Consider the following 20,611-nt stretch of genomic DNA (forward strand, 5'->3'; position numbering starts at 1 on the left):
GGAGAGAAGTATGCCACTAATTACATCCGCAGGTATTGGATCGGGGCTGGATCTCGAAAGTATCATTAGCGCATCAGTTGCCGCTGAAAATGTTCCAAAAATGAATGCCTTTGTAAAAAAAGAAGAATCACTCAAAGTAGAGCTTTCTGCTATTGGTGAAATAAAAGGCGCACTTTCTAAGTTACAAGATACGATAGAGAAACTAGCGGATCCAGATAACTTCAATAAACGAATTGCTAACATCACGCAACCAACCAGTGATGACGGCGATCTCGTTTCAGTTACCCCAACAAAAGATATTACGCCTGGCGACTTTAAAATCGAAGTTGTAGCGCTCGCTCAGGGCAGCCGTGCTGTTTCCAATGACTCGCTTTTTACAACCACTGATGATGTGGTTAGTGCTTCTGGAGGAACGCTTTCTTTTGCTGCAGGCCCAGACAAAAGCTTTGATTTAACTGTGGATGCAGGCGCTACTCTAGCTGAATTACGTGATGCGATAAATGACTCTGATGATAACTTTGGTGTGACAGCAAATATAATTAACACAGGCACTGAGGCTAAGCTAGTTTTAACATCAAATGTAACTGGCGATAACAATGATCTTGTGATCACTAATGACAATGCCGAACTTGATAACGTATCAACCGTAGCAAACGCTGGCGGTGCTGGTGGTATTGGTATAGCTGCTGAAAATCAAGCCCAAAGTGCAATAATTAAAGTCGATGGTATTTCAATAACAAACGACACCAATACGTTTAAAGATGCAGTGCAAGATATGACGATCACAGCTAAACGCCAAAGTGTTGATGGTGAAACAGCAAAGCTCGCGGTTAGTTATGACCGTGAGAGTCCAACAAAACTAATCGATGAATTCATTGCAAACTATAATAATGTAGTTGGTCAGTTAGGGTTTCAATCTCGAGTTGGTAAGCCGCTAAATAGTGACGCGACAATTCGTTCATTAAGTTCACAGCTTGTGAATACACTTTCGACTAACTTAACAGATTCTGGTCCTTTTAAGAGTATATTTGATATTGGTTTAGGTGTTAAGAAAGATGGTTACTTAGAAAAGTCATCACTCGTGCGTAGCCTGAGTGTTGCTATGGATGAAAATTTTGACGACATTGGCAAAGCATTTGCTGGTGATAACGGTCTAGCAAAACAATTTGAGGAATTATTAGGAAATTACGTTGATTCGGATGGAATAATGAAGCAACGTGAAACAAACTTAAATACTCAAATTGATGATTTAGAAGATGATGTTATTAATCATGAGTTTAGAATGGGTGAGTTAGAAGGGCGACTAAGAAAACAGTATTCTGGGTTAGATGTTTTATTGGCACAAATGCAATCAACGCAGACCTACCTTAGCGCACAACTATCTAGCTTGCCTGGGTTTACAAGAAACAAATCATAATGACTATTTTTGATTTTAAAAGGTTTTAATATGTATAATGCAAAAGTAAAAAATTATCAAAAAGAAGCACTTAAGACTCGAGTTGCAGGTGCGGATCGCTATGAAATTATCCAAATGTTAATGGCGGGTGCTATTGAAAAAATGGTAATGTCAAAAGTAGCCATTGAAAAGAAGCACATGGAAGCAAAAGCAGAACACTTATCTAAGGCAACCGCCATAATCGAGGCCTTGCGAGGGTGCTTAGATTTTGAAGTAGGTGGCGAAGTGACCGAGAATTTATATGCACTTTATTCATATATGATTGACCGTTTAGTCGATGCAACTATAAAGAATGATCCTGAAATAGTTGATGAGGTTTCTAATTTGTTAAAAGAGATTAAATCTGCTTGGGATGCAATTCCGCATGATGTTCGCCAACAAACACTAAATGAGAATGGTATAGACGCGAATGTCGGCTAATCTGTTATCACAATTGCTTCCTAAGTTATCAAAAATCAATCAATACATACTCGAAGATGATATTGATTCAGCTCAAAGTGAATTAAACCAATTAGATGATTTATTAAAAAATGTATTCAATTCCCCGACAGTATTAACTGAAGATGATGCTCTTTTTTTATCTGACTTCTCAACACGGTTAAATACGACAGTACAGGAGTTAATACAGAGAAAAGGCGTTATTGCAAAAAAGATTGGTGTTCACTTAAATACGCAGAAAAAAATAAATGTTTATAAAAGTATCAAATAGGTAATAGCAACGATGAATAGTAATGATATTAATGAAGAGCTTAACCTATTATCAGAAAAGCTAGAAGATACAATTAAACATCAAGAGCGAGAAGCTATTTTTGCAACTGAAGCAAATCAACGTTTTGAAAGAAATTGGCAGTGCTTCACACAGTATTACCCTGAAATTATAGGTGCTTTATCTAATTTAACATTACGAGATGATTTCTGTATTCACGTAACGCTAAGTGGTCATGGCAATATAATACCTGAAAATGCCCCAGCCCCCCTTTATTCTCAGAACCCGCTTGAGCAGAGCCAAGAGCAAGTTAAACGCCAGATTGCCCATCCTGTTCTTAGTCTAACGGACTATACAGGGTATCCGGATAGCAGTTCAGATAAACGCCTTCACACTGAGTATATGGTCAAACTTGGTCAGTTTATGCGTAAATTGAGAGAGTTTGACGAGAAAAAAATAGAGCAATTACCTGGTGATTTTCCATCAGGTATTATTTTTGGCGTAGGATTAGGGTATCACATACCAGAATTATTAAAGCATACTGAGTTCGATTATTTATTTATTATTGAGCCTGATCTAGAGCAGTTTTATGCAAGTTTATTTTGTATTGATTGGTTTGATGTTATTGAAAAAATTGATGTTCAAGGAAATTGTCTTTTCTTTAATCTGGGAGCAGATAAAAACACGTTCATTCAAGATTTAGAAAGTGTAGTTGAAGATATAGGGGCGTTTTCAGCGGTCAGAAGCTTTTGTTATCAACATACGCCAGGACGTGACATTAATGAGTTAATAGCCAACTGGGCTGCGGATTACTTCCGCTTCCAAATGGGACATGGTTTTTTTAATGATGCAATAACTGGGTTTGCTCACTCAATTTCTCACCTTGAAAGTAACCAATTTTTTCTTACGAATAAAGACAAACTACCGGCTTCGTTATTAGATATTCCAGTGTTTTTAGTTGGCAATGGCCCATCGTTAGATGAGGCTATTGACTATTTAAAAAACAATCAAAATAAAGGGATTGTTGTAGCTGCAGGGTCTGCTCTAGTATCTTTAGAGCGAATAGGTATTCAAGCTGATTTTCATGTATTAGTAGAAAGGCCTTACGCTAATTATAAGATAGTCGCTGACTCCTTACCAATCGAAGCGTATAAACGAGTTAATTTATTAGCCGTTAATATGGTTCACCCTAAGACGACAGAGTTATATGAATGGTCTGGGTTAGCGCTGAAAGGTAATGAGGGGGGGACTGATTTAATTAATTTTCTATCATTAAAAAATCGCTCTAAAACATTGCCATTAATTCCATATAGCAACCCACTTGTCTCTAATACTGCGCTGTCATTTTTCTTAAATTTTGGTTTTAAGAATGTTTATCTATTTGGTGTTGATAATGGAAGTTTACCTTCTGGAAAGCATCATAGTGATCATAGCTTTTATAAAAAAGATAAAGGCGATGAAGAGGGTATTGGGTGTGCACCTGTTACGGAGAAAACTCTACCGGGTAATTTAGGTGATGGTTTTGTTTATACTAACGACTTATATAAAATTTCACATAGTCAGTTGGAAAAACTAGTAGAGTTAAACCCCTTGGCTGATGTATTTAATATTGGTAACGGGGCTAAAATTAAAGGCGCTATTTCATTAGCTGCGGATGAATTAATTGACTCAGAAAACAGCTTAGATAAGCCTCCTTTGGTAGAGTTAATCAAGAAGCGATACTTTGAAAACCTGAGTTTGGATAAATTAAATGATGAAGATTACGAAATACAGCGCTTTATTGATATGTGCAGCCATTTATTAGTTATTAGTAACGAACCTTATACAACAATCAAAGAAGCCGCAGATTTACTTAAAAGACAGCAACGGTATGTGTATTCATTTAAAAATTCACCATTAGGTCATATTTACCATATGATGAAAGGCTCGTTATTATATTATCACTGCCCACTAATTACATTGCTTTATAGTTATGAAAATGAAGCATTTACATTAGAACAATTTGATGAGCTTTTCTCGCTTTGGCAAGATTACATTATTGATATGAAAGAGTATTTTTTAGAGAATTATAAGACACATTGTGACTTTCTGAACGATGAACAATTAGCTTTAATATAATTGTAGAAGCACTTACTTTCGCTAGACGAATAGATTAAAAATGGAGTTTCAATGAGTGATTTTCATTCTCAACTTATAAAAAAAATCAATGAGCTATCTGCTCAGCCTTTAGTTAATGCATGTACAAATCAATTTCGGCCATTTGTAAGCCGCAGAATTAAGCTGATAAATTTTTTCCAAGTTTTGACTCAACGCTTAACAAGAATTTTTTGTTATTTAACTGGTTCATATATAACACAATATAAGCCAATTGTTACAATAATAGATCGTGGGAACTACTTTGTTAGCAATTTAGATGCATTTTGTGATGCGTATGATTACCTAAATGATTCTTACAGTAAGGAAAGATACATCAATTATATAGCTTTTAATTATATTAAGAGTTATAGCAATAGACTTCCTTTTGACTATGATTTTTTTAATAAATGTAACGAAAAAGCAGTCCAGTTAAGTTCTGAATCAATTCCAAATTTTATTCAGGATACAATCAAAGGTAGGAAAGTATATATCCCTTCAGATCCACTTGGATATACAATAAATTTTCAAATGGAACAATATGCTTATCGGGATTGGTTACGTGTTGAGGACGGTGATATCGTTTTAGACTGCGGAGCTGCAAATGGTGATACGGCAATTTATTTTACTGCTTTTGGTGCAAAAAAAGTTTACTCATTTGAGTTTTTACAAAGCAATATTAATAAATTTGAAGACGTTTTATCTCATAATGGATCTTTTAGGAATAATATCTCTATTGTTAAGAAAGCATTATGGGATCGTTCAGGTATTGAACTTTGTTTTGAGGATAATGGAAATGCGTCCACAGTCTCAGAAAATTCCTCGGCTCAAGAGAATAATATATTAACTATTTCAATAGATGACTTTCTAAATGAGGAAGGCAGTGCAGTAAATTTTATAAAAATGGATATAGAAGGAGCGGAACTCAAAGCGTTGGAAGGCGCAAGGGAATCAATAATAAAGTATAAACCTAAGCTGGCTATTTGTGTTTATCATAAAGATGTTGATTTGGTGGAGATACCTAATTTTATCTTAAGTTTAGGATGTGGCTATACATTTAACTTTGACTATTATACAGACACTGGCGCAGAGGCTGTTTTATATGCTAAAGCCGTTAATTGATTAAACCAAAATGAATAAAAAATATATCATTTTCGCTCCTAGTTTTGATGAAAATGTAGGTGGTGTTATTGCGATGCATCGACTATGTCATATATTAAATGAACAAGGAGAAAATGCATTTCTCTGGCACGACGAAGTTTCGCCTTTTAATGTTTGCTCAAGTTTTAATACGCCTACAATTTTTACTAAAGACCTAAATGACTTCATCGTAATTTATATGGAAGTCGTTAGTGCAAATCCTTTAAACTGTCCACATGTAGTTAGGTGGTTTCTCAATAAACCTGGTTTTTTTACAGGAAATATAAACTATGGAGAGAATGAATTATATTTCTTTTTTCAAGAGGTATTTAAAGACTCTAGCTATGCAGCAAAACATAAGTTATATGTAACTTACTTTATTAAACACATATATAAAAATAATAAGCGTGGAGATAGAGAAGGTAGCTGTTATATGATGAGAAAAGGCCGAGGAAGGAAAATTGTTCATGATCACGGCAACTCAATTCAAATAGATGGCCTCCCGCATGATGAATTAGCTTTGATCTTTAATAAAACCAAATTCTTTTATTGTTATGATTTACATTCTGCATATACCTATTTTGCGTCATTATGTGGGTGTATTCCAATTGTTATCCCTCAGGAAGGGCTGAGTGAGTTTGAGTGGCAACCAGAAGAAAGGCTAAGATATGGCGTAGCTTATGGAGATACAATTCAACAAGTTGAATATGCGAAGAGTACGTCGAACAAGTTGGCTCTTTTGATAGATGAGCTAGAGTTAGAATCTAATAAATATGTTGAAAATTTTATTTCTGTAAGCCAAACTTTTTTTAAGGGAATAAAAAAATCTCAAAAACAGCTTATTAATGAGCAGATCCCTTATATTTTAAAACTTAAATCGACCAAAAATAAAATTGTATTTTTTGGTGCTTCTGAAGCTTTAAGAACACTTGTATCAGTTTTAAATATTGAGAATATTCAGTGTGATTATATTGTTGATAATGACCTAAAAAAGCACGGTACTATTTTTTTAGGAAAAAAAGTTTATAATCCGAATGTTTTATTTGAAAGCAACGATTTATTTGATGTATTAATTACTTCATCTTTTCATAATGAAATATCCACACAATTGAAACTTTTTAGTACCGTAGAAAATGTTTATAGTATTTTCTGAGTTACTTGAGAATATTTCTAAAGTATAGCTTTCTTAAAAATTCTTTCTTCTGGAATGTTATACATAGATAGCCTTTTTTGTATTTTCTCATAACCTTGTGAAGCAGATATTAAAACCGGTAAATCTGACTTAAGTATACTTTCTGGTGTGTATACAGGGGTATCGTTGTATTTATCGCAAGTTAAATATTCCTTATCTACAACAAAGAATGCGACTTTGTTTTCGTTGAAAAAAAGTGAATTTTCAAGTAAATACTTAGTTTGCCAGCCTATTCCCCAAACGATTAAATCTTGTTTTACCGATGGACTTGCTAAAAAGTCATAGAATCCATGAAGAACTAAGTGCTGCTCGACTGCTGTAAGGTTATCCTTTGTTATTTTTGCTAATCTAGCTCGTAATAGGTCATCGTAGAATACTGTAGAGTAGTGATTTTTGATTAACAACCCATAAAGTAAAACGGCTGCACTTAGGACCTTTGTGCTTAAAGTGTCATATTTAAAATCGCAACTGATTTGATAATTACAACGTTGCAAAATAGGATGAGATATAAGCTCGTTTATAAATGATGTTATTTCGTGTACGGACGAATTATCTTCTCTCAATATATACTTAATAGTTATATTTTCAGCATTTATTTCGGCGTATTTAGTTAAGTTTAATAAAACGTCATTTAGCTTGTTTTTTCCTCTAACAGCTGAAAAAGTCTTTGCAGTCCCAGCATCTATACTTGTTACTAATTTTACATTAGCATTTTTTAATGCATTAGAAATAGTTTTAGAGAACTTTACAGAGTTAGATAAAAGACGTTGAACTGTTGTAGCTGAGTTATTCATTAAATCAGGTAACAAAGAATCGAAATCTCTACCGAGACTTGGCTCACCGCCTCCCCATACAATTGTCTCACAACCTTTAAGGTAGTTGAGCCCTTGCTCAGATGTCAGCGCCTTTTTGATGTCGTAACTACTTTTTTTACCTCCATAATATTTTTCATCGCAATAAATACAACGTAAGTTGCAAACAGAATGATGCTCTAATGAAAGGTATTTAACGCGGTCTAAATTTTCTTTCCGCCAAGGTTTAAACTCTAAGTAAGGGCAGCCATCACAATCAGTTTTTGAACCATTATTTAGTGATTTTTTTAATTGTTGTTTTGCTTGTTTTATATCTTGTATAGAAATATCATCCGAAATATTATCTATTAGTACCACGTCTCCTTTCATTTCATTACCGATAAAGAATCGCTTACAGCAAGCTCTAACTTGATTTGGAGCCAGAAAAAGAGAATCTTCAAGGTCTTTACAGCTCCAAAGGCTGTTTGCTATATCACTAATTTTATCAAAATATTCTCGTAGTTGAAGTTTGGTTTTTGGCTGTGCTTTGTTAATTATATAATGGACTAACTGGTGATATTGGGTGCTATCATAATCGAAGTTGACGGGAATGTATTTTTTACCAAACATTTTTAGTTCAAAGATGATTTTTTTTACTTCTTCAATCGAACACTTATTTAAAAGGTCAATATTTCTTATTCTTGTTGCAATTATTGCTAAGGCACCTTGGATGAGCTCAGGTTTGAAGGTAGAGAGTGTTCCTTTGGAATCGAGAAAGTGGATCATTTCTTCATAAGCCCTTATAAAACCAATTATATGTTTATAAGAAATTGAGTTTATGATGGAAGCGTCCCTGTTGCTTTTGATATAAATTATTTCGTCAAAGAGAGTTAACTGTTGACAGTGCCAATAACATTTAAACAAAAAGTCAACATCTTCATGGAAGCTTGATAAGAACTTTATCTTATGTTCCTTTATTAATGAGCTTTTAATAGCTGAAAAAATAACAGAGCCATCCATTTTCAATGATAAGTAATCACAGAGAATCTCTTTTTTACTTTTTAGCAATGATGCACTGTCAGACTTTATCTTCACTTCCTTATTATTACTATTGGCCCAAGAAAAGGAGATCAAATCACAGTCAGTATTATCAGTAATATATTCATTTAGTTTTTCAAACCCGATGGAATCTAACTGATCATCAGCATCAACAAACAATACCCATTCACCTTTGACGTTTTCTAGAGCTTTATTTCTAGCTATACCCGGGCCATTATTTTTTTCTAATTGATAGCATGAAACGGCATCGTTATTTTTAGGTAATGAGAATGCACGTTTAAGAATTTGAAATGTGTCGTCATTAGAGCCATCATCAACAATTATCCACTCAATATGTTTAAACTTTTTAGTAAAGCTATTAACATGTTGAATAAACGTTTCTATATAGCTTTCGGCATTATATATTGGGGTGATGATTGAGTATTTAGTTATCATTTTTTCCCCTTAGGGTATTTCTATTAAGAGATGAAATTTTCAAAAAATCATAGCTTTTTATCGGCAGTTGTTCAGTTTGTTTTATAGCATAAGTGTCAAACTTGTTAGTGTTTTTGACAATTAAAGAAGCTGCGCCAATAAAATTATGGCTCGCGATTTCTATATTATTACCAATAGTAGCACCAACTCCAATAATGGTATTATCGCCTATTATCACATCACCGGCGATTGTAACACCTGAGTTTATCCATACATTATTGCCAATAATACACCCATGCCCAATATTAACGCCTGTAGAAATAAAAGTGTTTTCTCCAATTTTTGAATTTATATGGATGGATGTGTTCTCTAAGATGACGGAGCCTTCTTCAATAGTAACTCCATGCTTATTTGGATATGCATTTAATTGTAATTTTGCGGCTCTGTAACCAAGTTTTTTCATTCTTTTGTAGATTTTTTCACGTACTTGGTTCATATCGAGAAAGCCAATTGCAACTACGAATTCTACTGTTTCAGGATTTAGATTTGCGTTGATGTTATCTAAATTATAAACAGGTAAGCCCATGTATTCATTTGTAGTTTTAAACTCAGAGTCTATAGCAAAGCCTACAATATTAAAATATTCTTTAAAATATGGATAGTATGTCAAAGCCATATTGCCACAACCAATAATAACTAGTTTTTTCAAATCAATCACCGTAGAGTTTTATTAAATTTTTATTTATTCTATTTTAAAGAATATTTTATTGTGGAAATGAGTTACATATTGATTCTATTTGAGAATTAGTTTGCCCATAGTACAGAGGGAGGCATAAAACTCGTTGAGCAATGAACTCGGCCTTTGGAAGTTGCCATGTTTTATTGTTTTTAGTTACCACTGGCATTTGATGAAGTGCTGGATAAAAATATCTCCTAGGAAAAACACTGTTTTCATTTAGAGTCTTCTGGACTATATTTAGTTGAGCTTGAGTCTCAAATAATATAGGCATGTATGAAGGAGATGCTTTGGTATTTTGGGCTATCTCCTGAAAGTTCACCTTTGAATTTAACAGCTTTGAATAATAACTTTTTTGTCTATTTCTATCATCTTCGATCATTTCTAGGTCATCAAGAATTGCAAGCCCCATTGCAGCATGAAATTCGCTTAACTTTCCATTGATACCTGGTTGGAAAGCTTTATCGCCAGTTAATCCAAAGTTAATCATTGAGCTGGCAATTTCATGTTCTTCGGAGGAAGCAAAAACAGCCCCACCACCTTCAACTGTGTGAAAAAGTTTCGTTGCATGTAAACTAAAACAGCTAATATCGCCTTGGTTTAAAATATTTTTTTTATTCTTGTCTGTTGTCGTAATGGCATGTGCGGAATCGTATATTACGTCAAATTTAAATTGTTCTTTTAGTTTAGCGATCTGTTTGGTGTTACATGGATTTCCAAATGTATGAACTGGAACTATACAGTCCACTTTTTTCCCTGATTTTAATAGTTTTTCTAATTCTTGGGTGCTTAGATTCCATGTTTGCTTATCTATATCACAAAAGTCTATATTAGCTCCCTGCCATTCAAGTGCAGAGTAGGTTGCATGAAAAGAAAATGGAGTAGTTATCACTGACTTGTTTTTCAGTTCTTTAATTCTAAATGCAATTTGTAATGCCATTGTACCGCTTGAGGTCAGTAAGAGGTTTTTTACTCCTAAGCGTTCTTCAATACGAACAGTTAATTCTTGAGTTAATGGTCCACTATTTGTCAGCCATTTTCGATTGTAAATACCTTCAACATATTTGATATACTTTTCTATTGACGGTAAATAAGGGGTTGTTACATTTATCATCTTAACTCCGTGAGGACTTTATGTAAGTACTCTCCATATGTTGTGCATTTATGCCTTTCGCAAGCTAGGCTTAGCGTATCTTTTGATATCCACCCTTTACGGTATGCAATTTCTTCTAGGCAAGCAATTTTAAAGCCTTGGCGTTTCTCAATTGATTGTATATACATTGAAGCCTCCATTAGGTTTTCACTAGTCCCCATATCTAACCAAGCATAACCTCTACCTAATACTTCAACGCATAAACTAGCTTCTTGGATGTATATATTTAATAATTCCGTTATCTCCAGTTCTCCTCGGGGTGAAATGCTTAATTTATCAGCATAGCTAATTGCTTTATTATCAAACATATACAAACCAGTTACGATTGTGTTTGATTTAGGGTTTTCGGGTTTTTCTTCAATAGATTCAACTTGATTTTCGCTGTTATACGACAATACACCAAAACTTTTAGGGTTTTTAACTTCATATGCAAAAGCACTCGCATTTTTAATATTGTTTTTTGCGTTAACAAGACGAGGTGTAAGCCCTGGTCCAAAGAAGAAATTATCACCTAAGATAAGACAGAAAGATGAGTTTGCAATGAAGTGCCTAGCCTTTTTAAGGCCGTCAACTATTCCCGCTGGACTATTCTGAATTACAAAAACAATATTAATACCAAGGGCTTCTCCATTACCTAATAATTTTTCAAATAATGGTTTATCTATACCACGACAAACAATGGCAATTTCTTTTATTTCGGCCAACATGAGAACTGATAGTGGATAATAAATCATTGGTTTATCAAATACTGGCAAAAAATGTTTGTTAATTGATTGTGTTACAGGAAACATCCTTGACCCTGTGCCACCAGCTAAAATTATGCCTTTCATAATAAATATTCTTCTATGTTGAAGGTTTTCCCTTTAAAATTAGCACTATTAATAGCTTTCCGCCAGCCGCTTTAGGTGTGGTTTATAGGTTGGATTTAAAAAAATTTAAATTTAACTTTGTTAATGATCAAATAGTTACGCCAATAAAGACATGATTTAAAAGAGTTCACATGTAGATTAACCAAAGTTTTCTAAAGATCCAACCTATGGGTATTCCTTACCTCTTTGGTAGCCATACATAAATATAATCTTCAATGACATACAATTATTATGCCTAAATTAAGAATATTTTTGCTCTACGTGTTTATTTATATCGGTGAGGTAAGGGTTTTCCTTTAATGTTTTTATTAAATCATTATAAGAAAAATCAACTTTATTCAAAAAATGATCATAAACAGCGGTAATTGCTTTGTAATCGTCTGGTTCATCAAGTGTTAGGCGAAAGTGGCTATAATCTTCATGCGCACTGAATGTGTGGGTCGTTATGGTATTAAATTTTGCCATGCCTAACGTCACATGTTCACGATCGGCGGGTGATGTGGCTTTTAAATAAGTATTTTCTAATAATTTGAAAGAAAAAGCACAACAATCTAGTCCCCTAGGGTAACCACTGTGCGGGCCTAAATTAACCATGTCATAATTTTGACTCGTTCTTTCATTAATGACTTGCGTACAAAGCGCTTCATCAATCAAGGGGCAATCACTGGTTAACCTGACTATGGTTGTTGATGGTTTTGCGCCATAATGCTTTGCAGCTAAATAATAACGACTTAGCACGTCGTGCGTGTCGCCTTGATAGGTTTTTATATTTAACTGCGCGCACAAATCTAAAATGGGTTGTTCAGTTCCATCATTCGTCGTTGCAATAATGATATGTTTATGCCAACTAGGTAAGCGTTCAAGCATAACTTGTAACACGGGTTTGCCACACAGTGGTAACATCACTTTTGCAGGCAATCGAGTTGATGTCATACGTGCTTGAATTATTACTAATACATCAGACATGTTTAATGGTAATCATAATTATTATTGAGATAAATATAGCAAATCATTACACTCTTGCACATAACTTAAAGGTTAAAATTCTTTTGGATCAATGTGATTTATTAATTTATAAGCTAGTCGAATAGGTTTAGGTATAAAGTTTGCTTAAATGTAATGGTTTTTGACAGTGCAATTTAGGGATCGTAAATGGCGTTTAATTCTGAAATTACCATTAATGGTAGAACTATCGGGTCAGGCTACCCTGTGTATATTATTGCCGAAATGTCAGCTAATCACGGGCAAGATTTAGAGCGGGCAAAGGCGTTGGTAAGGGCGGCTAAAGAGGCTGGAGCGGATGCAATCAAGTTGCAAACGTACCGTGCAGATACTTTAACGATGGATTGTAAATTACCGCACTTTGAAGCAACTGGGCCATGGAAAGGGCAATACTTATATGATCTTTACGAAGGTGCATATATGCCATGGGATTTTCATGCTCCGTTGGTCCAATTGGCAAATGAAATAGGTATAACAATTTTCTCTTCTCCATTTGATGACTCTGCTGTGGATTTATTGGAATCGTTAGATTCACCGGCATATAAAATTGCTTCACCTGAGTTGATTGATCATGCGCTGATTCGAAAAGTCGCAGCAACTGGAAAACCGATGATCATGTCAACCGGTGGTGCAACCCTTGCTGAAATAACTGATGCGGTTCAAGTTGCAGAGCAAGCGGGGGTAAAAGAGTTGTGCGTATTAAAATGTACTAGTACTTATCCAGCCCCTGCAGAGTCAATAAATTTAGCCACAATACCTCATCTAGCGGATAGTTTTAAGTGCCCAGTGGGGCTTTCAGATCATACTTTAGGTAATGATGTACCCATAGCATCAGTCGCTTTTGGCGCTCATGTTATCGAAAAACATTTTGTATTAAGCAAAGATGATGAAACGGCTGATAGCTTTTTTTCAATGACACCAGATGAACTTAAAGCATTAATACATGGTGTTCGACAAGTCGAAAAAGCGATTGGAACAGTATATTATCCCCTTAAACCTTCACCTAATCGCCGTTGCTTATACACAACTAAAGATATTGAATCAGGAGAGGTTATAACCGTTGATAATGTTGCGAATCTTCGACCGGGTGGTGGTGAGTTAGCCCCAAAAGAATTACCTAATGTTATTGGTAGAAAAGCACGCCTCTTTTTACCTCGCGGTACACAGCTATGTTGGCAGGATATGGAATAATTAGCATGATAAACGAAGAGCTATTGCAGGATTTTTTTTGTGATTTTTTAATTGCACGTGGTATTAATATTTCAAAGCAAAATTTGAATCATTTTAATTTTATTGGCTCAGGTAGCATTGATTCATTTGAAATTCTTAGCATGATAATGGAGCTTGAGATGCTTACTAATATTCATCTGAGCCCTGATGAACTCTTGGATGAAAACAATGCAACTGTAGGTGGTTTGATTGAAATGCTGTTGAGTAAACAATGAATATTGTGGCTCGAGTTTCTACGTGTTTAGGTATTGGCCATTTAATGCGTATAAAATGGCTATTGCTAGAGCTGCAGTCAAATACTCAGGCCACTATAACTTTGGTTTTGGATATTCAACAAGCTGATTTAGCGCCTTTTATACAAGAGCTAGTATGTGATGAAATACATTTTGTTGAAACGGCGTCTAAAAAAGATATTGGCATTTTACTAAGTGTAATAAAAACCTCAAATGCTGATTTGGTAATACTCGATCATTACGATTTAGATATTGAATATGAAAGACAGATTTGTAGCACGGGAACTAAATTAGCGGTTTTTGATGACCTTGGCAGAGAACATGATTGTGATTTTTTATTCGATGCTAAGTGGGTGGGAGAGCTAACCCACAAACGCTATGATAAAAAATCATCAGCAAAAACGCGTCACTTTTTAGGGCCTGACTTTTCATTATTAGCCCCCCCATTTAGCCAAACTTTGAATACGCACGTTTCACAAAGTAAAAATAAAACGAATATTCTTTGTTCTTTAGGTGGTGGTGGCGATCTTAGCATTTTTGCATCATTAGTTAATTCAGTACCTAATGAGCTACATAGTCAGATCCAATTTACGTTTGTAGTTGGTCCTAAAGCTGAAAATAAACAGGTTATTACTCGCCTTGGGGAGAAATTTAAAAACATAACGATTTTATGTTCTCCTTTATCTATAGCAAACGAATATCGCAATACTGATTTATTTATTGGAGCATTGGGTACATCATTATACGAACTGGCTGCATTAAAAGTACCTGCAATTACATTTTCTATCGCAGCTAATCAAGAAAATGATATAACTCACTTACAGCAATTAGGGCACTTTTTACATCTAGATGAATTCACAGATTCCCAAGCATGTTTATTAGGAACTCAGCTGGGTGACTTTATTTGTTGTTTACCTCGAATTAAAAAGCTACGCCATAATGCAATTGTTACTGTTGATGGTTTAGGTGTAAAGAGAGTTGCTGCAATTTTGCAAGCGCAGGAGTTTGACGTAACTGACATAAGTAGCCAAGTAAGGGAGGCAAGCTACATTGCCCAACTTACCACTGAATACACAGTATGTGAGGTTCAGGATAGCGATGTAAATAATTACTTAATTGCTAGGAACTTACCAAGTAATTCGCAGAAGATGACCGTTAACACAGATATTCCAAGGCTTGAGCATTATCTATGGTGGTTTCGAAGTGAAAGAAAATCGTATGTTGTTGAACAAGTAGGTATTCCTGCTGTATATGTATGGCACCAGTATGTATCTGCAAACTCGAATGATTATTTATATGGTGGTTGGTTTACAGCACGCAATGATGTGCCTTTTACTTTGGCTATATTGACTCTTCAATGGCAGCTTGATTTTTGTAAAGCCAGTCACCCCAACGCTATTTGGCTTGCAGTGATCCACAAAGATAATAAATTCGTCAATTTGCTCAATAAATATATGGGGTTTGTGTCAACGCCTATCGACTCTGTTGAATATACTACAACCCAACAGTTATTCCCTTTAGCCGATGAACAATTTAATTTTGTGATGTGGGATCCAAATGCATAATAAGAATATTTACCAGTTAGTCCAATCTCATGCAGTGAGCCAACCCGATAAAATAGCCTGCGTATACCAAAATACATCCATATGTTATCAGCAGTTAATTGATAAGGTAGATCATTTAGCGGCAGGTTTAATACAATTTGGCATAAAATCAGGTGATAAGTTGGCGTTATTTTGCCCAAACAATTTAGAGTTTGCTTATTGCCTATTAGCGGCAGCTAAACTGGGAGTAGCATTGGCTCCATTGCCTTTGACCCTTAAAGGGCATGCATTATCCAAAGCATTACGTGTTGCAGATTGTACATACGCGATTGCTTGGCTGAGTGTTGCTAATCAATTAGTAAAAAATGCCGTGTTACCTTCTGAAAAAATCATTTCGATAGGCGGTCATGCTGAAGGAATGGCTGACTTAGCGACTTTAATGTCTGCCTCTTGTGAGCATTGTGAACCGCCTAAAGCGGATATTACCGCCCCCTATATTCTTACTATGACGTCTGGTTCAACGGGAAAACCTAAGCCCATAGTGTTTACTCAAGCAACTAAGATTGTGCGCGCCTTTGATGCAACAGCCCTCTATTATCAATTAGATAAATGCGATGTCGTGTTAGTTTCCACGCCTTTATATCACTCGCTTGCGCAGCGTTCATTATTAATGCCTTTAATGTTGGGAGCGCGGGTAGTGATCCTTCCTAAATTTTCAGTTAATGGCTGGTTTGAGGCGATATCGAGTCACAAGGTGAGTTTTTTATTTGCCGTTTCAAGTCAATTAAAAGCGCTGCTTCCAGAATTTGGCAAAGTCCAGTTAACTAGCTTGAAATGCGTCGTATCTTCATCAGCAACGCTTGAAGCAGATGATAAAAAATTATTATTGGCTGAGTTAAATTGCCGTTTTCATGAATGCTACGGGGCATCAGAAATGGGGGTGATCAGTGATTTTGATATCACCCAACCTAAAGTGCCGATTAATAGTGTGGGTAAACCTTTACCAAACTTGAAAATAAAAATTTGTGATGCAGAGCGAAATACTTTGTCTAATGGCAATATCGGTGAAATAGCCTGTTGCTCACCTACCGCATTTGCAAATTACTATAATTTACCAGAGCAAACAGCCCAAAGTTATGATGATGAGGGTTATTTTTTCACAGGCGATCTAGGTTATTTAGATAACGATGGGTACCTTTATTATGTTGGTCGCACCAAAGAAGTGATCAAATCAGGTGGGATCAATGTTTACCCGAGTGATATAGAGTTAGTGACTAATTACTTACCTTGGGTTGATGAGTGTGCCGCATTTGGGGTGGACGATGATAAATTTGGTGAAGTTATTTTATTAGCGTTTGTATGCAGTAAAAACGCGCCTAGTAATGCAAAAGCCCAATTACAAATGCATTTACTCAAAGAACTGACTGACTACCAACAACCCCGCATTTTATTTGAGATGGTTGCTTTACCCAAAACTGAATTGGGTAAAATCCATAAACCGAGTATCAAGCAGGCTTATCTCGAGAGCGGTCATTAGGCGTCTTACACGCTCTCCCATCCCAAGGTTTGTGTTGAGCGTTTAGCGGCAGCAAATAGCTTTAAGCCATCAGCGGCATGCTCTAAACCAAACACGTATGAGTTGCTACTTGTTTGACCTTGTTGAAAAGACGCGAGATCTTGGGCTATATCGCTATATAAATTGGCAAACGCTTCAACAAAGCCAGTTGGGTGCCCTGGTTTCATTCGGTTATATCTAAATTGATGAGCATAATCACATTGACCTGCACGGTCGAGGATTTCTCGTCTACCATCGTTAAAGTTAAGTTCTAATTCATCAGGGTTTAGTTGCAACCACTTGGCACTGCCAATATCGCCATAAATTCTAACTTGTAACCCATTACGATGACCAATAGCTGTTTTTGACATCCACATGCTACCTTTAATGCCACTGGCGTATTTTACGAGCATGTGTACGTCATCGACTAAATTAGCATATTGAGAGTGGTTACTAAACTCTGCGAGTGTGTGACTTGGTTCTTCATTTAATAAAAAACTACTTAGGTGGTGAAGGTGTACACCTAAATCTAGACATATTGTAGGCACTTCAGCGTCTTGCAGGCGCCAGGCTTGCGGTTGCGACGTTTTACCGGCAATATCAGGAGGTCGGCGAAAGCCTTCTTGTGGCATTTCTAAATGAATTTTTTGAATTTCCCCTAACTTTCCTGAATTAATTAGGTGCTTTAACTCCCGCACCATAGCATAACCACTGTAGTTAAAGGTTACCGCTAAAAATTGCTTTTCAGAGTCATAGTATGGCCTTAGTGCAGCAATTTCTTTCGGGCCGCAAACCATGGCTTTTTCACAGATCACAGGAAGCTTTTTTTCAAATAGGTATTGTAGAACTTCTAAATGATGAGGTGTTGGAGTGAGCACTACAAACGCATCAATGTGATCTTTTTCAGCTTCGACCATGTGTTTCCAATCATCGTAGACACGATCTGAAGATATACCCCAATGAATGCCTGTCGCTTTGTTGTTTTCTTGGTTACGACAAAAAGCACCAGCAACAATTTGAAACTTATGGTCCATGTGTGCTGCACAAAAGTGCACATAGCCAACTGCAGATGTATTTCCCCCACCGATAAAAGCGAGTTTGAATGTTGGGTGAGTGTGTAGCATAGCAGCCTCATGTTTCATTAAATGATATGTTTTATATCGTCAAAAAAGTTAAAAACTTTAATTTAAGATTTGCTGTAAGGTGTTAAGTACAAAATGTACTTCTTGCTCTTGCAACGTTGGATGCAAGGGAAGGGTGATTGCACCTTGATAATACTTTTCAGCATTAGGGAAGTCACCAACACTAAAGCCCATAGCTTGATAATAAGGCTGTAAATGTATTGGGATATAATGCAGATGGCCAATAATCCCGGCAGCCCGAAGTTGGGTTATAACGTTTTTATGGCGAGTTATATCGCTATCTTTAAGCTGAACTATATATAAATGATAAGCGGAATAGCAGGTATCACTTTGATGTAATGGGCGGATCAGATTAAGATCTAGGTGTGTATCATATATTTGAGCTAAAAAGTGGCGCTGGTTAACAAACTCATCAACTTTACTTAGCTGGCTAATACCTAATGCGGCATGCAAATCAGTCATTCGGTAATTAAAACCAAGCTCTACTTGTTGGTAGTACCAAGGGCCATGACTTGGCTCGGTCATTTCGGTTGGATCAGATGTGATACCGTGGCTTCTTAATTTTCTTAAGCGCTTTGCTAGCTCTTGATTATTGGTGACGGCCATGCCGCCTTCTGCACTTGTGATGATTTTTACAGGGTGAAAGCTAAATACACAAATATCTGAAAACTCACAACAGCCTACGGGTTTATCTAAATACTTAGCACCTATAGCATGAGAGGCATCTTCAACAATTTTAAAGTCATATTTTAGAGCAAGTTTATAAATAGCTTGCATATCGCATGATTGACCCGCTAAATGAACGGGGATCACTACCTTAGGTAAGCAATTGTTTTGTTCTGCTAGAAGCAATTTTTTTTCAAGCTCAAAAACTGACATATTGCCAGTGTTTAAGTCAATATCAACAAAATCAATTTTAGCTCCGCAATACAAAGCGCAGTTTGCTGAAGCAACAAATGAAATAGGGGATGTCCACACTATATCGTTACTACCAACGTCAAGCGCTAAACAAGCTATGTGTAATGCTGATGTTGCACTATTAACAGCTACACCATGCTCTGCCTTACAATAACTAGCAACAGCATCTTCAAATGCTGGCACTTTAGGGCCTTGAGTGAGCCAATCTGACTTTAAAACATCGACTACCGCATCAATATCAGTTTGGTCGATAAATTGTTTACCGTATGGGATCATATAAGTGCCTGAATATTAAAAGCATCTATTTCTTCTATCGTTAAGAAATGAGGGTTACTTAAAGAGTTATATTCAAACCCAACCTCGACTTTCTTACCTTGTTCATTTAATGCGTTGGTGTCGAAATCATTGCACCGGCTACTAAATTTAATACCAGGAGCAATCACAAAATGATCATCAAACTCATAGGTATCAAAACATAAATCAGATGGGCACATAATTTCATGCAATTTTTCACCGGGGCGAATACCGATAATTTTAACGGGTAAGTCAGGTGCCATTGCTTTAGCTAAGTCGGTAATGCGAATTGACGGTATTTTAGGCACGAAGATTTCTCCACCTAACATGCGTTCAAAGTTCGTTAAAACAAAATCTACACCTTGTTGCAGGCTTATCCAAAAGCGCGTCATTTCTTCATGTGTTATGGGGATGTGATCTTGGCCTTGCTCAATAAACTTTTGAAAAATTGGGACAACAGAGCCGCGTGAACAAACAACATTACCGTAACGCACAACTGAAAATGTGGTGCGATTTCCGCCAGCAATATTATTGGCGGCAACAAATAGCTTATCCGACGCCAATTTAGTGGCGCCGTATAAGTTAATTGGGTTAGCTGCTTTATCGGTAGATAGAGCAATAACTTTTTCAACATCGTTGTCCAGCGCTGCATCAATTACATTCTCAGCGCCGTTGATATTTGTTTTTATGCATTCCATTGGGTTGTATTCAGCGGCGGGAACTTGCTTAAGAGCTGCTGCATGAATAACGTAATTTACACCGCGCATGGCTCTTCTTAAGCGATCTTTATCGCGAACATCGCCGATAAAATATCGCATACATGGTTGATTAAATTCTTGTTGCATTTCAAATTGTTTTAGCTCATCACGAGAGAAAATTATAATCTTTTTAGGGTTATATCGCTCGAGCAAGGTTTTTACGTATTTCTTACCGAATGATCCGGTACCACCGGTTATTAAAATTGTTTTGTTATCGAACATAGTGTTACCCAAGTTATTTATCATTGGCGTAGTTGTTTATAAAAGTTAAATACGCAAAAGTGAA

Annotated in this window: 18 protein-coding genes; 10 read left to right on the forward strand and 8 right to left on the reverse strand. The window is 36.0% G+C overall.

Annotated features, from left to right (window positions below; genetic code table 11):
- Nucleotides 1-10: 10 nt before the first annotated feature.
- From fliD to HH219_RS07805, 6 genes are read left to right on the forward strand one after another with little or no spacing between them, the layout of a single operon-like run.
- Entirely contained in the window at nucleotides 11-1,417 is a 1,407-nt protein-coding gene (gene fliD / locus HH219_RS07780; protein ID WP_054203350.1) for a flagellar filament capping protein FliD, read from the forward strand.
- 30 nt (nucleotides 1,418-1,447) lie between these two features.
- Nucleotides 1,448-1,876: a flagellar export chaperone FliS gene (fliS, locus tag HH219_RS07785; protein ID WP_054203349.1), complete on the forward strand. Its 429-nt coding sequence runs from the start codon at nucleotides 1,448-1,450 to the stop codon at nucleotides 1,874-1,876.
- Complete coding sequence (locus HH219_RS07790) at nucleotides 1,866-2,165, forward strand: hypothetical protein (RefSeq protein ID WP_054453856.1); 300 nt, start codon at nucleotides 1,866-1,868, stop codon at nucleotides 2,163-2,165. Before fliS ends, HH219_RS07790 begins: the two co-directional genes overlap by 11 nt.
- Before the next feature lie 12 nt (nucleotides 2,166-2,177).
- A complete protein-coding gene (locus HH219_RS07795; protein ID WP_169327097.1) occupies nucleotides 2,178-4,280 on the forward strand; it encodes a 6-hydroxymethylpterin diphosphokinase MptE-like protein in 2,103 nt (700 codons plus the stop codon).
- A 51-nt stretch (nucleotides 4,281-4,331) separates the two neighbouring features.
- Nucleotides 4,332-5,417: an FkbM family methyltransferase gene (locus HH219_RS07800; protein WP_169327098.1), complete on the forward strand. Its 1,086-nt coding sequence runs from the start codon at nucleotides 4,332-4,334 to the stop codon at nucleotides 5,415-5,417.
- A 10-nt stretch (nucleotides 5,418-5,427) separates the two neighbouring features.
- The gene (locus tag HH219_RS07805; RefSeq protein ID WP_169327099.1) at nucleotides 5,428-6,588 is read left to right on the forward strand and encodes a hypothetical protein; all 1,161 of its coding nucleotides are present in this window, start codon (nucleotides 5,428-5,430) and stop codon (nucleotides 6,586-6,588) included.
- Nucleotides 6,589-6,605: 17 nt separating this feature from the next.
- Here HH219_RS07805 and HH219_RS07810 read toward each other — a convergent pair whose 3' ends face one another.
- The 5 genes from HH219_RS07810 to HH219_RS07830 all read right to left on the reverse strand — a co-directional run bounded on the left by HH219_RS07810 (nucleotide 6,606) and on the right by HH219_RS07830 (nucleotide 12,615).
- The gene (locus HH219_RS07810; RefSeq protein ID WP_169327100.1) at nucleotides 6,606-8,912 is read right to left on the reverse strand and encodes a glycosyltransferase; all 2,307 of its coding nucleotides are present in this window, start codon (nucleotides 8,910-8,912) and stop codon (nucleotides 6,606-6,608) included.
- Nucleotides 8,902-9,600: an acetyltransferase gene (locus HH219_RS07815; protein WP_169327101.1), complete on the reverse strand. Its 699-nt coding sequence runs from the start codon at nucleotides 9,598-9,600 to the stop codon at nucleotides 8,902-8,904. The genes HH219_RS07810 and HH219_RS07815 overlap by 11 nt, the downstream gene beginning before the upstream one ends.
- Before the next feature lie 55 nt (nucleotides 9,601-9,655).
- Nucleotides 9,656-10,741, reverse strand: coding sequence for a DegT/DnrJ/EryC1/StrS family aminotransferase (locus tag HH219_RS07820; protein WP_169327102.1), 1,086 nt, complete (start codon nucleotides 10,739-10,741; stop codon nucleotides 9,656-9,658).
- Entirely contained in the window at nucleotides 10,738-11,610 is an 873-nt protein-coding gene (gene rfbA, locus HH219_RS07825; protein ID WP_169327103.1) for a glucose-1-phosphate thymidylyltransferase RfbA, read from the reverse strand. The genes HH219_RS07820 and rfbA overlap by 4 nt, the downstream gene beginning before the upstream one ends.
- Nucleotides 11,611-11,889: 279 nt before the next feature.
- On the reverse strand, nucleotides 11,890-12,615 hold the full coding sequence (locus tag HH219_RS07830) for a glycosyltransferase family protein (RefSeq protein ID WP_169327104.1): 726 nt from the start codon (nucleotides 12,613-12,615) through the stop codon (nucleotides 11,890-11,892).
- Between the two features lie 186 nt (nucleotides 12,616-12,801).
- Between HH219_RS07830 and pseI the strand changes: the two genes are divergently transcribed.
- Genes pseI through HH219_RS07850 form a run of 4 tightly spaced genes read left to right on the forward strand, consistent with a single transcriptional unit; the run spans nucleotide 12,802 to nucleotide 17,195 of the window.
- On the forward strand, nucleotides 12,802-13,842 hold the full coding sequence (gene pseI, locus HH219_RS07835) for a pseudaminic acid synthase (RefSeq protein ID WP_169327105.1): 1,041 nt from the start codon (nucleotides 12,802-12,804) through the stop codon (nucleotides 13,840-13,842).
- A gap of 5 nt (nucleotides 13,843-13,847) precedes the next feature.
- Nucleotides 13,848-14,096: a hypothetical protein gene (locus tag HH219_RS07840; protein WP_169327106.1), complete on the forward strand. Its 249-nt coding sequence runs from the start codon at nucleotides 13,848-13,850 to the stop codon at nucleotides 14,094-14,096.
- A complete protein-coding gene (locus HH219_RS07845; RefSeq protein WP_169327107.1) occupies nucleotides 14,093-15,679 on the forward strand; it encodes a hypothetical protein in 1,587 nt (528 codons plus the stop codon). Before HH219_RS07840 ends, HH219_RS07845 begins: the two co-directional genes overlap by 4 nt.
- On the forward strand, nucleotides 15,672-17,195 hold the full coding sequence (locus HH219_RS07850) for a class I adenylate-forming enzyme family protein (protein WP_169327108.1): 1,524 nt from the start codon (nucleotides 15,672-15,674) through the stop codon (nucleotides 17,193-17,195). The genes HH219_RS07845 and HH219_RS07850 overlap by 8 nt, the downstream gene beginning before the upstream one ends.
- Before the next feature lie 5 nt (nucleotides 17,196-17,200).
- Here the strand turns inward: HH219_RS07850 and HH219_RS07855 are convergent, their stop codons facing one another.
- Genes HH219_RS07855 through pseB form a run of 3 tightly spaced genes read right to left on the reverse strand, consistent with a single transcriptional unit; the run spans nucleotide 17,201 to nucleotide 20,547 of the window.
- Nucleotides 17,201-18,355: a Gfo/Idh/MocA family oxidoreductase gene (locus tag HH219_RS07855; protein ID WP_249118475.1), complete on the reverse strand. Its 1,155-nt coding sequence runs from the start codon at nucleotides 18,353-18,355 to the stop codon at nucleotides 17,201-17,203.
- A 39-nt stretch (nucleotides 18,356-18,394) separates the two neighbouring features.
- Nucleotides 18,395-19,549, reverse strand: coding sequence for a UDP-4-amino-4,6-dideoxy-N-acetyl-beta-L-altrosamine transaminase (pseC, locus tag HH219_RS07860; RefSeq protein ID WP_169327109.1), 1,155 nt, complete (start codon nucleotides 19,547-19,549; stop codon nucleotides 18,395-18,397).
- The gene (gene pseB / locus HH219_RS07865) at nucleotides 19,546-20,547 is read right to left on the reverse strand and encodes a UDP-N-acetylglucosamine 4,6-dehydratase (inverting) (RefSeq protein WP_054203322.1); all 1,002 of its coding nucleotides are present in this window, start codon (nucleotides 20,545-20,547) and stop codon (nucleotides 19,546-19,548) included. Before pseB ends, pseC begins: the two co-directional genes overlap by 4 nt.
- Between the last annotated feature and the right edge of the window lie 64 nt (nucleotides 20,548-20,611).

Origin of the sequence: Pseudoalteromonas sp. NEC-BIFX-2020_015, from assembly GCF_012952265.1 — a bacterium.
Taxonomy (GTDB): domain Bacteria; phylum Pseudomonadota; class Gammaproteobacteria; order Enterobacterales; family Alteromonadaceae; genus Pseudoalteromonas; species Pseudoalteromonas neustonica.

Coding starts and splice junctions, on each gene's coding strand:
- fliD (WP_054203350.1), top strand. CDS start 11: ATGCCACTAATTACATCCGCAGGTATTGGATCGGGGCTGGATCTCGAA.
- fliS (WP_054203349.1), top strand. CDS start 1,448: ATGTATAATGCAAAAGTAAAAAATTATCAAAAAGAAGCACTTAAGACT.
- HH219_RS07790 (WP_054453856.1), top strand. CDS start 1,866: ATGTCGGCTAATCTGTTATCACAATTGCTTCCTAAGTTATCAAAAATC.
- HH219_RS07795 (WP_169327097.1), top strand. CDS start 2,178: ATGAATAGTAATGATATTAATGAAGAGCTTAACCTATTATCAGAAAAG.
- HH219_RS07800 (WP_169327098.1), top strand. CDS start 4,332: ATGAGTGATTTTCATTCTCAACTTATAAAAAAAATCAATGAGCTATCT.
- HH219_RS07805 (WP_169327099.1), top strand. CDS start 5,428: ATGAATAAAAAATATATCATTTTCGCTCCTAGTTTTGATGAAAATGTA.
- HH219_RS07810 (WP_169327100.1), bottom strand. CDS start 8,912: ATGATAACTAAATACTCAATCATCACCCCAATATATAATGCCGAAAGC.
- HH219_RS07820 (WP_169327102.1), bottom strand. CDS start 10,741: ATGATAAATGTAACAACCCCTTATTTACCGTCAATAGAAAAGTATATC.
- rfbA (WP_169327103.1), bottom strand. CDS start 11,610: ATGAAAGGCATAATTTTAGCTGGTGGCACAGGGTCAAGGATGTTTCCT.
- HH219_RS07830 (WP_169327104.1), bottom strand. CDS start 12,615: ATGTCTGATGTATTAGTAATAATTCAAGCACGTATGACATCAACTCGA.
- pseI (WP_169327105.1), top strand. CDS start 12,802: ATGGCGTTTAATTCTGAAATTACCATTAATGGTAGAACTATCGGGTCA.
- HH219_RS07840 (WP_169327106.1), top strand. CDS start 13,848: ATGATAAACGAAGAGCTATTGCAGGATTTTTTTTGTGATTTTTTAATT.
- HH219_RS07845 (WP_169327107.1), top strand. CDS start 14,093: ATGAATATTGTGGCTCGAGTTTCTACGTGTTTAGGTATTGGCCATTTA.
- HH219_RS07850 (WP_169327108.1), top strand. CDS start 15,672: ATGCATAATAAGAATATTTACCAGTTAGTCCAATCTCATGCAGTGAGC.
- HH219_RS07855 (WP_249118475.1), bottom strand. CDS start 18,355: ATGAAACATGAGGCTGCTATGCTACACACTCACCCAACATTCAAACTC.
- pseC (WP_169327109.1), bottom strand. CDS start 19,549: ATGATCCCATACGGTAAACAATTTATCGACCAAACTGATATTGATGCG.
- pseB (WP_054203322.1), bottom strand. CDS start 20,547: ATGTTCGATAACAAAACAATTTTAATAACCGGTGGTACCGGATCATTC.